This window comes from Phytobacter cepae, assembly GCF_054165735.1.
In genome coordinates, this window is sequence record NZ_CM135107.1 from 950,283 (window position 1) to 963,502 (window position 13,220).

12 protein-coding genes are annotated in these 13,220 nt (G+C 53.4%); 8 read left to right on the forward strand and 4 right to left on the reverse strand.

Going from position 1 to position 13,220, the window contains the following annotated elements; all coding sequences use genetic code 11:
• Positions 1 to 80: 80 nt before the first annotated feature.
• Positions 81 to 1,403, reverse strand: a complete 1,323-nt coding sequence (locus tag ACUY4Q_RS04545; RefSeq protein ID WP_458045894.1) for a CapA family protein — start codon at positions 1,401 to 1,403, stop codon at positions 81 to 83.
• A 188-nt stretch (positions 1,404 to 1,591) separates the two neighbouring features.
• Here ACUY4Q_RS04545 and ACUY4Q_RS04550 point away from each other — a divergent pair, with 188 nt between their 5' ends.
• From ACUY4Q_RS04550 to ACUY4Q_RS04560, 3 genes are read left to right on the forward strand one after another with little or no spacing between them, the layout of a single operon-like run.
• Positions 1,592 to 2,383: a transporter substrate-binding domain-containing protein gene (locus tag ACUY4Q_RS04550; protein WP_458045895.1), complete on the forward strand. Its 792-nt coding sequence runs from the start codon at positions 1,592 to 1,594 to the stop codon at positions 2,381 to 2,383.
• Between the two features lie 4 nt (positions 2,384 to 2,387).
• The gene (locus tag ACUY4Q_RS04555; RefSeq protein WP_458045896.1) at positions 2,388 to 3,056 is read left to right on the forward strand and encodes an amino acid ABC transporter permease; all 669 of its coding nucleotides are present in this window, start codon (positions 2,388 to 2,390) and stop codon (positions 3,054 to 3,056) included.
• A gap of 12 nt (positions 3,057 to 3,068) precedes the next feature.
• A complete protein-coding gene (locus ACUY4Q_RS04560) occupies positions 3,069 to 3,800 on the forward strand; it encodes an amino acid ABC transporter ATP-binding protein (RefSeq protein WP_458045897.1) in 732 nt (243 codons plus the stop codon).
• Positions 3,801 to 3,872: 72 nt separating this feature from the next.
• Here the strand turns inward: ACUY4Q_RS04560 and ACUY4Q_RS04565 are convergent, their stop codons facing one another.
• Positions 3,873 to 4,874 carry a sensor domain-containing diguanylate cyclase gene (locus tag ACUY4Q_RS04565; protein WP_458045898.1) on the reverse strand — a complete coding sequence of 334 codons (1,002 nt, stop codon included), beginning with the start codon at positions 4,872 to 4,874 and terminating at the stop codon, positions 3,873 to 3,875.
• Between the two features lie 187 nt (positions 4,875 to 5,061).
• Here ACUY4Q_RS04565 and ACUY4Q_RS04570 point away from each other — a divergent pair, with 187 nt between their 5' ends.
• The gene (locus ACUY4Q_RS04570) at positions 5,062 to 5,922 is read left to right on the forward strand and encodes an aldo/keto reductase family oxidoreductase (protein ID WP_458045899.1); all 861 of its coding nucleotides are present in this window, start codon (positions 5,062 to 5,064) and stop codon (positions 5,920 to 5,922) included.
• 455 nt (positions 5,923 to 6,377) lie between these two features.
• On the opposite strand, the gene ACUY4Q_RS04575 is transcribed toward ACUY4Q_RS04570, so the two are convergent.
• Positions 6,378 to 7,520: a trans-sulfuration enzyme family protein gene (locus tag ACUY4Q_RS04575; RefSeq protein WP_458045900.1), complete on the reverse strand. Its 1,143-nt coding sequence runs from the start codon at positions 7,518 to 7,520 to the stop codon at positions 6,378 to 6,380.
• A 9-nt stretch (positions 7,521 to 7,529) separates the two neighbouring features.
• A complete protein-coding gene (locus ACUY4Q_RS04580) occupies positions 7,530 to 8,900 on the reverse strand; it encodes a pyridoxal-phosphate dependent enzyme (protein ID WP_458045901.1) in 1,371 nt (456 codons plus the stop codon).
• Between the two features lie 397 nt (positions 8,901 to 9,297).
• Between ACUY4Q_RS04580 and ACUY4Q_RS04585 the strand changes: the two genes are divergently transcribed.
• From ACUY4Q_RS04585 to ACUY4Q_RS04600, 4 genes are all read left to right on the forward strand, one after another.
• Positions 9,298 to 10,317, forward strand: coding sequence for a methionine ABC transporter ATP-binding protein (locus ACUY4Q_RS04585; protein WP_458045902.1), 1,020 nt, complete (start codon positions 9,298 to 9,300; stop codon positions 10,315 to 10,317).
• Complete coding sequence (locus ACUY4Q_RS04590; protein ID WP_458045903.1) at positions 10,310 to 10,978, forward strand: methionine ABC transporter permease; 669 nt, start codon at positions 10,310 to 10,312, stop codon at positions 10,976 to 10,978. The genes ACUY4Q_RS04585 and ACUY4Q_RS04590 overlap by 8 nt, the downstream gene beginning before the upstream one ends.
• A gap of 22 nt (positions 10,979 to 11,000) precedes the next feature.
• A complete protein-coding gene (locus tag ACUY4Q_RS04595) occupies positions 11,001 to 11,813 on the forward strand; it encodes a MetQ/NlpA family ABC transporter substrate-binding protein (RefSeq protein WP_458045904.1) in 813 nt (270 codons plus the stop codon).
• 154 nt (positions 11,814 to 11,967) lie between these two features.
• On the forward strand, positions 11,968 to 13,149 hold the full coding sequence (locus ACUY4Q_RS04600; RefSeq protein WP_458045905.1) for an acetyl-CoA C-acetyltransferase: 1,182 nt from the start codon (positions 11,968 to 11,970) through the stop codon (positions 13,147 to 13,149).
• Positions 13,150 to 13,220 lie beyond the last annotated feature (71 nt).

Here is a 13,220-nt window from a genome sequence, read left to right on the forward strand (position 1 = left end):
AAATTTTTGTTCCTGGCAGAGATGGATGCTGATGCGAGAAGAGACAGCCAGAAACATTCTGGCTGTTTTAATGGGGCTTATCAGGAGAAGCGAATCAGGCCACTCACTTTGTCATAATTAAATGTGGTGCCATAGCGGTGACTCAGGCGGGTCAGCAGGCTGGCAATCTCTTCGCCTTGCTGATGGGTAACTTTTTCCGGCAGGCCTCGTGACAGAGCACGCTCGCGGTTCATGCCCAAATCGAGGGGGAGCAACTGGCAGGCCAGGCCGTCAGGGGTTAAATCAAACACCGCCAGCGCATTTTGTGAGAAGCGTGCTTCGGCGTTGAAGCCTGTGAACTCACCTGCATGGTTTTTCGCACGAGCACGGTGCAGCTCAGAGGGGCGTGCGTCCGCTGCATGACCATAAGCTTCATACATTTCCGGGCCGATTATTGACTCACCCGCCTCAAACTCCATCAGCAGGCTACCGAGGTTGTAGAAGATCGGTTTGCCATTATAGATCTCGACACCACGCATAAAGTGCGCGCCATGGCAAACCACCGCATCTCCGCCTGCGTCTATTGCGCGATGAGCAAACTGCTCGATAAATGCTGGGGCATCCGGGGAGTACCAGCTGTCTTTATCGCCTTCATGGGTATGCAGGCTGACAAGGGTGAAGTCGCTGCGGTTAGCGGCATCGCGGATACTGCGCTCATTCGCCACGCAGTCCTGCTCATTAAACCAGGTGCGCACATAGGCTTTTTCACCCCGTTCAATTTGCAGAGCGCTTTCAAACAGGGAGCCAAACTTGAACTCATCATCGCCTTTCGATGGCATCACTTCCACGCGCATGCCTTCACGCACGCTTTCGTCGATGCCAAGCGAGCGGGTGATCGCTTTCAACTGCTCAAACTGCTCGTCGCCAAGCACATAGGCACGGCCCCAGCGCAATGGGTTCAGACCCGGCCGCGCAACGGTACCTGCGCCGCCATTGGCGGCAAGAAATACTTCTGAACGGGTTGACCCCAGCGCCACCACGCCAACGCGGCCTTTTGCAGTGTCCAGAAAACGGGGCAAGCGGGCATCATCAAGGTTGCGACCCAGTCCGCAGGGGATAAGGTTACGAGCTTCGGCGGCTTCCAGAGTATGCACCACGCCTTCCCAGCCGAAATCGCCGGTGTGGTTATTGGCGAAGGAGACCAGACGAATGTTCAAATCGACAAACTCATCCAGCGTCGCAGGTTTTACGGCAGTGATGTACCCGCGACCAGCGGCAGGGGGCAGTGTTGGCTGCGGGCAGCTAAATTCGGCATTGGCAAATACGGCATCAGCGCTTTGCAATAATTCAACGATTTCGGGATCTAATCTTTTCGCCAGGTTACGACTCGAAAACAATAAGTCACCGCACGCAATAATTCTCATAATGAACCTCTGGTACTTGCCTTTTTAATGGCAGGAATGATATCTCTGTAATACAAGAGTGGATTATTCTTATACGTTATCAATAATTACTAATGGGAATATAGAATATTCATGAAGTGATTTAAACTGGCGCGCGAAAAATAGACACCACAACATCAATAAACACACATAATTCCAAAGGAATTGCCATGCTTAATTTTAAATCAGGGATCATCGCCACCGCATTGCTGGGTGCGTTCTTTTTAACCGGTTGCGACGACAATAAAAAACCTGCTGAAAATGAGAAGGTACTGCACGTCGGCACGTTCGGTGTAAGTATCGGATTTTCCTACAAACAAAACGGAAAAGATTACGAAGGTTATGACATTGCAACCGTCAATGCCGTGGCTAAAAAACTGGGTTATAGCCGCGTAGAATTAACGACTGCCGACATGACCGGTCTCTTTGGAATGCTTGATGCAGGCAAAATCGACACCATCGCCAATCAGGTTGAAGCTAACGAAAAACGTCGTGAGAAATACCAATTCTCCCAGACTTATATTTATTCTGGCGCCCAGTTGGTGACCCGAAATAACGACGATTCTATTCGTAATATTGATGATTTAAAGGGTAAACGTCTGGGTGTAGACGTAGGAAGTAGCAAAGAAAACTATTTACGTAAGAATTACCCTGATGCCGGTATTGATATTCATACCTATGATGAACCTAGCGCGATTATTCAGGATGTTGCCCTCGGTCGTATTGATGCCTACATCATGGATCGTGCCGGTGCCCAACTGTTGATCGACAACTCACGCCTGCCGCTGAAAAAATCCGGTGACCCGGTTTATCGTTACCAGGAAGCGTTCCCGTTCGTGAAAAACGAAAAAGGTGATGCGCTACGTAAGGAATTTGATGAGGCACTGACCGCGTTGAAAGCAGACGGCACGCTGACCAAACTGTCCGAGCAGTACCTGAAACAGGACGTCAGCAAGGAATAACGCAATGAATTTTAACCTGAGCTTCATGCTGGAAGCTTTTCCAACGCTGCTCAGTTACCTGCCGATGACGTTGTTCCTGGCGATAACCTCAATGGTTATCGCCTCGGTCATGGGAATGGTGCTGGCGCTGATTATTCGCAATCGGATTGTCGTACTGACGCAGTTGGCCGAAATCTATATTTCGTTTTTCCGCTCTGTACCCACGCTGGTTACGCTGTTTATCTTCTATTTCGGTATCCCGCAGCTGTTTCCGGGTATCAGCATGATGAACGCCATTTCGGCCACCATCATCGCCCTGAGCTTCAAAACCGCAGCCAACCTTGCAGAAGAGTTTCGTGGCGCGATGAATTCGGTCGATAAAGGGCAGCTTGAAGCCTGTCTGTCCGTTGGCCTGAGCCGCTGGCAGGGATTCCGCCGTATCGTGCTGCCACAAACGGTACGTATTGCCGTACCGGGAATGAGTAACTACCTGATTATGCTTATTAAAGAGTCGTCACTGGCGTTTACCGTCGGCGTGACCGATATCTTTGCGCAAACCAAAATTCTGGCCAGTAACTCGTTTCGTTTTCTGGAAAGTTATCTGGCGGTGGCGCTGATCTATTGGGCCGTGACCATCCTTCTGACGCTGCTGCAAAAACGCATCGAGCATCGTTTGAATCGCCCATACCGATAAGGAGCCTCCGCTATGTTGAAAATCAGCCATTTGCATAAGTCATTCAGTGACAACCCGGTGCTGAAAGATATCTCGCTGGAGATAGCGCAGGGCCAGGTGGTGGCGATCATTGGGCCCTCCGGCTCGGGTAAATCGACGCTGTTGCGCTGCATTAATCTGCTGGAAAAACCGGAAAGCGGCACGCTGGACATTGCCGGTACGGTGGTGGATGCGAAGAAATTTACCCGCCAGCAGGAGACGGCGCTGCGTGCCCACACCGGCATGGTGTTCCAGCATTACAACCTGTTTAAGAACAAGACGGCACTGGAGAACATTACCGAAGCGCTGCTCGTGGGTAAAAAAATCCCGAAAGCGCAGGCGAATGAAACCGGGATGGCGCTGCTGGAACGTGTGGGTTTGCGCGAGAAAGCAGACAGCTACCCGGCAATGTTATCCGGCGGTCAGCAGCAGCGTGTGGCGATTGCCAGGGCGCTGGCGGTTAAACCGAAAGTGATTTTGTTCGATGAACCAACCTCGGCGTTGGATCCCGAGCTGGTGAATGAAGTGCTTCAGGTTATTCGTTCGATTGTCGATCACGAGACCACGCTGATTCTGGTAACGCATGAGATGTCATTTGCGAAAGATGTGGCTGACAGGGTGATCTTCATGGCCGATGGCGTGATTGTCGAAGACAACACGGCTGAGCAACTCTTTACTCAGCCGCAGCACGAACGCACGCGCAAGTTTTTACAGTCCACGCGGTAATCGTTTTCGCCAGCGGTAGCCGCTGGCGAACGAGATCTTAACGGATGACATAACATAACCTGAGTACAAACCTCAGGTTTTTTCGCGCGACGGATTGGGCTGAGAGGGGCGTATTGCTGATTTCTTACGCTCCAGATACATCACGTGTTCACTGTTGTTCATCATCTCCAGCAGATTGCCATACCGATCGGGATCGTACTCGACGATGCCGTAGGCGTAATGCAGACGGAACTGTTTCTTCGACTTTTCATTCAGGTCGTCAATTCTCGATTGCAGGCTGAACAGGAAGGTGTCAACGTCCTGGTCTTCATCGTGACCTAACAACACCACGAATTTGCCCCCTTCCAGACGCCCTGCCACATCATTTTTCTTCAGGCAACGGTTGAGCGATGAGGCAAATTTTTTCAGGGTGTCATCGCCTTCGTGATGACCAAAGAATTCGTTGATGGCGGTAATGTTTTCTACATCAAGATATATCAGGCTAAACGTGCGTTTATTATCGGTTAACCAGGAGAAACGTTTTTCGCCCAATTTATAAAAGCCACGCTTATTGGGCAAATCGGTAAGCGGATCGGTCATCGCCATGCTGATGATATAAAACTCATCTTCTACAATCGCACCCAAATCGAGTAGGGTATTGATATTTTCCGGCGTGAAGTCGCGCGGCTTGTCATCAATAATACATATTGTCCCGGCAATAGAACCGTCGGGCAGACGCACCGGGCAACCCGCATAAAAACGAATATGCGGCTCGCCTGAAACAAAAGGGTGATCATGGAAGCGCTCATCTATACTGGCGTCTTTCACAATGAAAATACCTTGCGCCAGAATAGCATGGGCGCAAAAGGAGGTATTACGGGCGGTCTCACGCACGCCGATAGAGCCACTACAGGAGGCAAGCCACTGGCGATCCCGGTCCAGCAGGCTGATTAAACCAATAGGGACATTAAATGCCGCTTTGGCCAGACGCGTCAGGCGATCCAGACGGATATCATCCTTTTTATCCAATAAATCCATCATATAAAGCGATTTAAGTCGTTCGGCTTCGTTTTCTGGTATTTCAGGAAATTTCATAGGGTGGCCTCTTTAGCTATAGATTTACTATATCAGAGGTTTTTTATTTCGGTAGTTGCCCAGGATATACGGGGTCAATAATACTGCTGTATTAATTCGAGGTGGACAAAGGGGATCGCACGTATATCGCTATCGCCGCCTCCGGTCACGTCTTACAATGGCTTACTTATCCCACTGGAGGTATTCCATGTCTCAACCCACGCTTACTTACCGTTTAGGCGATCGCGAGGTCGGTCGTCTGGGCTACGGTGCAATGCAACTTGCTGGTCCGGGCGTCTTTGGCCCGCCAGTAGACGAAGCGAAGGCGATTCAGGTGCTTCGTGACGCCGTAGCTTCGGGTGTTAACCATATCGACACCAGCGATTTCTACGGTCCGCATGTGACCAATAAGCTGATTAAACAGGCGTTGCATCCTTATTCTGCTGATCTGTGCATCGTCACTAAAGTGGGCGCGCGTCGCGACAAAAAAGCCAACTGGCTGCCTGCCTTTAGCGCTGAGGAGCTGACGAGTGCTATCGAAGATAACCTGCGTCATCTGGGGCTGGATACCATTGAAGTGGTGAACCTGCGCAGCATGCACGGTACCCATGGGCCAGCGGAAGGGTCGCTGGAAGCGGAGCTTGAAACCCTGATTGGTTTAAAAGAACGGGGTTTGATTCGCCACATTGGGCTGAGTAATGTGACCGCGAAGCAGGTCGCGGACGCCCAGACCATGACCGAGATTGCCTGTGTGCAGAACATGTATAACGTGGCGAACCGTGCGGATGATGCGTTGATAGACATCCTGGCCACGCAACATATTCCGTATGTGCCGTTCTTCCCATTGGGTGGGTTCACGCCGCTGCAATCCAATGAGCTGAACGAGGTGGCCGCAAGCCTCAACGCCACGCCGATGCAGGTGGCTCTGGCGTGGTTGCTGCAACGCTCACCTAATATTTTGTTGATTCCAGGCACTTCGTCACCCGTGCATTTACAGGAAAACCTGGCGAGTGCGAAGCTGGTACTGCCAGCCGAGGCGCTGGCGGTGCTGAATGGGATTGGGGGGTGAGCACCCTAATGCTGAGGGTTCCTCACTACATGATGTGAGCACGGATGCTCCCTCTCCATTTAGGGAGAGGGCTGGGGTGAGGGGGAACATGCGGCTCAGGTGGCCATTCCGTTCACCTTATGTTCCTTGCTTTTCTAAAGCGCCAGAACCTGTGAACGTGCCAGGGCGGTTCACCGCCACCGCCCTGGCGACCCGGGCTCCCGGCCAGGAAAATCGCCGCTGGCGCGGTACCCTCAGCGTTTCCTTTAGGCTTATCGGGGACGGGCGAAGGTAATGTCCCTGTAAAGTCGCCCTCGCCGCGCATCCATGCGCGTCGCCCCGGCCTTGCGGATACACTTCGGCGATTTTCAGCCGGACCCTGTCATCGCTGTAACAGTCTTAGTTGCATAACGTCACGTTGTCGCTTCAGAAGAGACGATGAATGAGCAGCCCTTTATCCTCTGATAGGGAGTCCCTCACCCCAGCGCCTGTTGCCAGTCGGCAATCAAATCCTGCTCATCTTCAATGCCCACCGACAACCGAATCAACTGTGGCGTAATGCCATTGACTACGCGCTGCTCCAGCGGAATAGAGGCGTGAGTCATACTGAACGGCTGGCTCACCAGACTCTCTACGCCGCCCAGACTTTCTGCCAGGGTAAAGAGTTGTAGTTTATTGATGATGCGCGTGGCGTACTGGTCATCACCTTTCACCACCACCGAAATCATGCCACCGGGCAGCGCCATCTGCTGACGCGCCAGTTGATGATGCGGATGAGATTCCAGCCACGGGAACCACACCTTCTCGACCTGTGGCTGCTGTTCCAGCCATTTCGCCAGCGCCAGCGCATTGCTGCTGTGGCGCTCGATACGCAGTGACAGCGTGCGAATACCGCGCAGCGTCAGGAAACTGCTGAACGGGTCAAGGACGCCGCCAACGGCATTCTGCAGGTAGCCGAGCTTCTCCGCCAGCTCAGGGTTGTCACCCACTACCGCCAGTCCGGCAACCACATCCGAATGACCATTAAGGTACTTGGTGGCGGAGTGCACCACGATGTCGAAACCAAACTCAATAGGGCGGTGAATGACCGGTGAGGCGAAGGTGTTGTCCGCCACGCTGATTATCTTATGCCGCTTTGCAATCGCTGCGATGGCGGCCAAATCGGCCAGTTTCAGCAAAGGGTTAGTCGGGGTTTCGACCCAGATCATGCGGGTATCCGGGCGAATGGCGGCTTCAAGTCCCGCCAGATCGTCGGGTTTGACCCAACTGACACGCAGGCCGGTGCTGCGACGACGCACGTTCTCAATCAGGCGGTACGTACCCCCATAAACATCGTCGATGGCGACGATGTGGCTGTCTTTATCCAGCAGTTCCAGCACCGTGGAAATGGCCGCCAGCCCGGAGGCAAAGGCGTAACCACGCGTGCCGCTTTCCAGCTCGGCAATGGCGGTTTCCAGTACGTGGCGCGTTGGGTTGCCGCTGCGGGAGTACTCATAGCCGGTGTGCTGGCCCGGCGCCGGTTGGGCAAAGGTCGACGTGGCATAAATCGGTGGCATCACCGCGCCATGCCGATCGCTGAATGCACCGCTGTGCACGCTTAATGTGTTTAACTTTGTCATTGTTATTCCTTAGTGTTCCAGTCGGTTACGCCAGGTGGTCAGGACGTCGCTGCGGGTAATGAGGCCTAAAAAGCGGTCGTTATCAGCAATAACCGCCACCAGACCACGATCAAAAATGGCTTTGAGTGCGCTTTCCGGGGCGTGTTTATCGAGGGTTTCCACATTGCGGGTCATCGCTTCTCTGACCGGCAGGGAAAAGCGCTGGCTGTCGCCCTGCACGTGGCTAATCAGATCCCACTCGTCGACAATCCCGACGACACGGCCATTTTCCAGTACGGGCAGTTGAGAAAAGTCGTACAGGCGCATGCGGGCCAGCACGGCGGCGAGGGTGTCATCCGGCGCGGCGGTCACCGTCGCGCCTTCGTCGTGACGCAGCGCGATAAAATCGGTCAGGTCGCCGCGAGAGGGGCGCGAAAGCAGCCCCTGCTGGCGCATCCAGTCGTCATTGAACATCTTCGACAGGTATTTATTCCCGCTGTCACAGGCGAAGGTTACGACCCGCTTCGGCGTGGTTTGTGCCTGGCAGTAACGCAGCGCGGCATTCAGCAGCGTGCCGGTGGAGGAACCTGCCAGTATCCCCTCGGTTTGCAACAGTGTTCGCGCGGTATCGAACGCTTGCGCATCGGTCACTCTGTAGGCTTTCTCTACACCGTCGATATGGGCAAGCGGAGGGATAAAGTCTTCGCCAATCCCTTCAACCAGCCAGGAGCCCGGTTCGCCGTACTGCCCGGTTTCCACCTGATCGGCAAGGATTGAGCCGGCCGGGTCGGCAAGAATAAATTCGGTTTTGGGAGAGTGTTCGGCAAACCAGGCCTGCAACCCACCGAGGGTGCCACCGGAGCCGACGCCGACCACAATCGCATCGATGTCGCCATCAAGTTGCGCAAAAAGCTCTGGCGCCGTGGTGGTGCTGTGCGCCAGGGGATTGGCCTCGTTATTAAATTGATCGATGTAAAAGGCGCCGGGCGTTTCATCGGCCAGGCGGCGGGCGTAATCCTGATAATAGGCCGGATGACCTTTGTTCACATCGGAACGGGTCAGCACCACATTGGCACCCAGGGCACGCAGGTGAAAAATCTTCTCCCGGCTCATCTTGTCTGGCACCACCAGCGTTAACGAATAGCCTTTCTGGGCGGCAATTAGCGCAAGACCCAGCCCCGTGTTACCGGCGGTGGCTTCAATAATCGTGCCGCCAGGCTGCAAATGCCCGAGCCTTTCGGCTTCGCTAATCATCGACAGTGCCACCCTGTCTTTAATGGAGCCGCCGGGGTTCTGGTTCTCCAGTTTTAAATAAAGACTGCACGGACCGGTCTCCAGTTTATGCAACTGGAGTAAAGGCGTTTTGCCAATCAGTTCACTGACTGAATGAAATACGGACATTGGTGTTTACCCACTCATTGACGTGATGGGCGGATGATAGGTCTGCAATTTTTGCCTTTTAAAGAATCTTTAGGTGGCGTTTAGAACCAAAAGAAATATGACATGCTGTTTGGACATCGAGAGGGAAAGCCTGTTAGCCGTCTGGAAGTGTTGATAGCCATAAAAGGATGTTTTTGCCGCTATTTCAACCATTTTTGCGTCACTCTGACTGTGAGTTATGCGCTTTTTAGCTAACCAATGCTGAATAAATCCATAACGCAGAATGATGTGTTTTCCCGCCACTTAGCGCAAAAAGGTATAAGCATTGGCTATTTAGTTATTTGAAATAAATTCATGACTGATTATTATCGTCTGGACATCCATACTGCTAAACCGCCAAAACGGAAAAATTAACGCAATGATTGTTCTCAGGAATATTTCCAAGATTTTTAGCCAGGGAAAGGCGTCAATTACCGCAGTGGATGGCGTTTCCCTGTCGGTTGAGCAGGGGCAAATTTACGGAATTATCGGCTATAGCGGCGCCGGAAAAAGTACGCTGATCCGCCTGTTAAATGGGCTGGAAAAACCCACCACCGGCAGCGTGGTGATCAACGGGCAGGATATAGCGGCGGCACGCGGCGAGGCGCTGCGCCAGGCGCGTCTGAAAATCAGTATGGTTTTTCAGCACTTCAACCTACTGTGGTCGCGCACCGTCAGTGAAAACATCGCCTTTTCGATGCAAATCGCGGGCGCACCGAAAGCGGCTATCACTGCTCGCGTGGCAGAACTGATTGAGCTGGTGGGGCTGAAAGGGCGCGAGGATGCTTACCCATCGCAGCTAAGCGGCGGGCAGAAGCAGCGTGTCGGCATTGCCCGTGCGCTGGCCAACAACCCGGACGTGCTGTTGTGCGACGAAGCCACATCAGCGCTGGATCCGCAAACCACTGACCAGATTCTGGACCTGTTGCTGGACATCAATCGTCGCTTCAGGTTGACCATTGTTCTGATTACCCACGAGATGCACGTGGTGCGTAAAATCTGCGACCGCGTGGCGGTGATGGAAAACGGTAGAGTGGTGGAAGAGGGGGACGTTATTGGCGTCTTTACCCACCCTCAGCAGCCCATTACCCGCCAGTTTGTGCGGCAGATTGGTCAGTATGAGGAAGAGGAGTTTAACCCTGACCTCAGCAGCGATCTGGGCGGTACGGTGATTAAACTGACCTTTACCGGTCACAGCACCCACCAGCCGGTCGTTGGGGAACTGACTCTGCGTTACGGTCTGCCTTTTAATATTCTGCACGGCAAGATGACGCAAACCGCCCACGGCGTGTTTGGTCAGCTTTGGGTGCATGTCGTAGCCACACAAGAACAAGTAGACAATATCCTCGCGGATTTAGGCCAAAGCGATATTGAAGGCGAGGTGATTTCCCATGCTTGAGAATCTGTTTCCACATCTGAAAATTGAACAACTCTGGGCGGCTACCCAGGAGACGCTGTATATGACGGCATTGTCCGGTGCAGCGACCTTTGTTCTGGGCATTATTCTCGGGCTGGCGCTGTTTTTAACGGCTAAAGGCGGGCTGTTTCAGAACCGTGCCCTGTATGGCGTGATTTCCATTGTGGTGAACGTGTTCCGCTCGATTCCGTTCATCATTTTGATTGTACTACTGATTCCGTTCACCAAAACCCTTGTCGGAACGATTCTCGGAGCGAATGCCGCGCTGCCTGCGCTGATTGTCGGCGCCGCGCCGTTTTATGCCCGTCTGGTTGAAATCGCCCTACGCGAAGTGGACAAAGGGGTGATCGAAGCGACCCGTTCGATGGGCGCGCGTTTGAGTACATTGATTTTTCGGGTGTTGCTGCCTGAATCATCACCGGCACTGGTTTCCGGGATTACCGTTACGCTGATTGCTCTGGTGAGCTACAGCGCGATGGCCGGGGTTATCGGCGCGGGTGGATTAGGAAATCTTGCTTATCTGGAAGGATTCCAGCGAAACCACGGCGACGTTACGTTGGTGGCGACGGCGACCATTCTGGTCATTGTCTTCATCATTCAGTATTGCGGCGACGTTATTACCTCTTTGTTAGATAAACGCTAAAAATATAATGGGAACCAACATCATGAAAAAAACACTGACACTGCTCGCCGCCGTTACCCTGAGTGCCATCAGCTTCTCCTCATGGGCTGACACCCTGACCGTTGGGGCATCCAACGTGCCGCACGCTGAAATCCTGGAGCAGGCGAAACCGATTCTGGCCAAACAGGGTATCGATCTGGAAATTAAACCGTTCCAGGATTACATCCTGCCGAACACCGCACTGGCGGGCCGCGAGATTGATGCTAACTACTTCCAGCATATTCCGTACCTGAACAGTGTGCTGAAAGACCATGCAGGCGACAAAACCTATGATTTCGTCAGCGCCGGTGCGATTCACATCGAGCCAATCGGCATCTACTCCAAAAAGCACAAGTCTCTGAAAGACCTGCCGCAGGGTGGCAAAGTCATCATGCGTGATGCGGTATCAGAAGAAGGCCGTATCCTCTCTATCTTCGAAAAAGAGGGTGTGATCAAGCTGAAACCGGGTGTCGACAAAGTGACCGCACGCATCAGCGACATCGTAGAAAACCCGAAAAAACTGCAGTTCCTGCCGAACGTAGAAGCAGCCCTGCTGCCGCAGATGTATAACAACGACGAAGGTGACGCCGTGGTCATCAATGCCAACTACGCCATCGATGCCGGTCTGGATCCGGTGAAAGATCCGATTGCAGTTGAAAGCGGTGAGAACAACCCGTACGCCAACATCATTACCGTACACCGTGGTGACGAGAAGAAAAAAGATATCGTCGCGCTGGTGAACGTGCTGCACTCTAAAGAGATTCAGGACTGGATCCGCACCAAATACAAAGGTGCTGTCATTCCGGTTAACAACTAATCTGCTCTGGGGCGGAGGAGAAATCCTCCGCTTTTTTCCTGTCTGTTTCAGCCCCACCTGTCCTCTGTGATAAATCTCACCAATTTTAAACAATTACGAAATTTGTTGATAACAAAGTACTACTATTGCCCGGGTTAACTTGTGCGAGGTAGAAATGAAAGATGTCGTTATTGTCGCTGCGGTTCGCACACCTATCGGCTGTTTTCAGGGTGCGCTCTCGTCCCACTCTGCCGTAGAGCTCGGAAGCTATGTCGTTCAGGCACTGCTCGACCGCAGCGGTGTGCACCCGCATTCTATTGATGAAGTGATTCTGGGCCAGGTGCTGACCGCCGGTGCCGGGCAAAATCCTGCTCGCCAGTCAGCAATTAAAGGTGGCCTGCCGATGACGGTCTCGGCGATAACCATTAACGACGTTTGTGGCTCAGGACTTAAGGCGTTGCATCTCGCCTCGCAGGCCATCCAGTGCGGTGAAGCGGAGATCGTGATTGCCGGTGGGCAGGAGAATATGAGCCGCGCCCCGCATGTGTTAACCGACAGCCGTACCGGTGCGCCGCTGGGTAATAGTCAGCTTATCGACAGCCTTGTGCATGACGGGTTATGGGATGCCTTCAACGATTATCATATGGGTGTGACGGCCGAGAACCTCGCGCGTGAGTATGGCATCAGTCGTGCGCATCAGGATGAATGGGCGTTGCGTTCGCAGCAAAAAGCCCGTACGGCGATTGATTCCGGGCGTTTTCGCGAAGAGATCGTGACCGTTAAAACCCAGACCGCTGATGGCCGCACTTTGCTTGTCGACACGGATGAGCAGCCGCGCACCGATGCCAGCGCTGAAGGGCTCGCACAACTCACTCCCGCTTTTGAACTTGCCGGTTCGGTGACGGCAGGCAATGCGTCGCCCATCAATGACGGGGCGGCGGCGGTGATGATGATGAGTGAAGCGAAGGCGCAGGAACTGAATCTGCCGGTGATGGCGCGTATTCGGGCTTTCGCCAGCGTCGGGGTCGATCCCGCGCTGATGGGGATAGCCCCGGTGTATGCCACGCGGCGCTGCCTTGAACGCGTTGGCTGGCAGTTGAGCGACGTTGATCTGATTGAATCCAACGAAGCCTTTGCCGCACAGGCGCTCTCCGTTGGCAAGATCCTCGAATGGGATGAAAAGCGGGTCAACGTAAACGGTGGAGCGATTGCCCTCGGTCACCCGATTGGCGCCTCCGGCTGCCGCATCCTCGTCTCTTTAGTTCATGAAATGCAAAAGCGCGATGCCCGCAAGGGGCTGGCGACGCTCTGTATTGGTGGTGGTCAGGGCGTGGCGCTGGCTATCGAGCGCGATTGAGTCGCGATTTTCCGTGATAAAGCGAATGCCTGGCTGATTATTAAATTTTAAAGGCCGGGTAAGGGTGAGTT

Excerpts from the sequence above, each read along its gene's own strand:
- ACUY4Q_RS04545 (WP_458045894.1), bottom strand. The coding sequence starts at position 1,403 with ATGAGAATTATTGCGTGCGGTGACTTATTGTTTTCGAGTCGTAACCTG.
- ACUY4Q_RS04550 (WP_458045895.1), top strand. The coding sequence starts at position 1,592 with ATGCTTAATTTTAAATCAGGGATCATCGCCACCGCATTGCTGGGTGCG.
- ACUY4Q_RS04555 (WP_458045896.1), top strand. The coding sequence starts at position 2,388 with ATGAATTTTAACCTGAGCTTCATGCTGGAAGCTTTTCCAACGCTGCTC.
- ACUY4Q_RS04560 (WP_458045897.1), top strand. The coding sequence starts at position 3,069 with ATGTTGAAAATCAGCCATTTGCATAAGTCATTCAGTGACAACCCGGTG.
- ACUY4Q_RS04565 (WP_458045898.1), bottom strand. The coding sequence starts at position 4,874 with ATGAAATTTCCTGAAATACCAGAAAACGAAGCCGAACGACTTAAATCG.
- ACUY4Q_RS04570 (WP_458045899.1), top strand. The coding sequence starts at position 5,062 with ATGTCTCAACCCACGCTTACTTACCGTTTAGGCGATCGCGAGGTCGGT.
- ACUY4Q_RS04575 (WP_458045900.1), bottom strand. The coding sequence starts at position 7,520 with ATGACAAAGTTAAACACATTAAGCGTGCACAGCGGTGCATTCAGCGAT.
- ACUY4Q_RS04580 (WP_458045901.1), bottom strand. The coding sequence starts at position 8,900 with ATGTCCGTATTTCATTCAGTCAGTGAACTGATTGGCAAAACGCCTTTA.
- ACUY4Q_RS04585 (WP_458045902.1), top strand. The coding sequence starts at position 9,298 with ATGATTGTTCTCAGGAATATTTCCAAGATTTTTAGCCAGGGAAAGGCG.
- ACUY4Q_RS04590 (WP_458045903.1), top strand. The coding sequence starts at position 10,310 with ATGCTTGAGAATCTGTTTCCACATCTGAAAATTGAACAACTCTGGGCG.
- ACUY4Q_RS04595 (WP_458045904.1), top strand. The coding sequence starts at position 11,001 with ATGAAAAAAACACTGACACTGCTCGCCGCCGTTACCCTGAGTGCCATC.
- ACUY4Q_RS04600 (WP_458045905.1), top strand. The coding sequence starts at position 11,968 with ATGAAAGATGTCGTTATTGTCGCTGCGGTTCGCACACCTATCGGCTGT.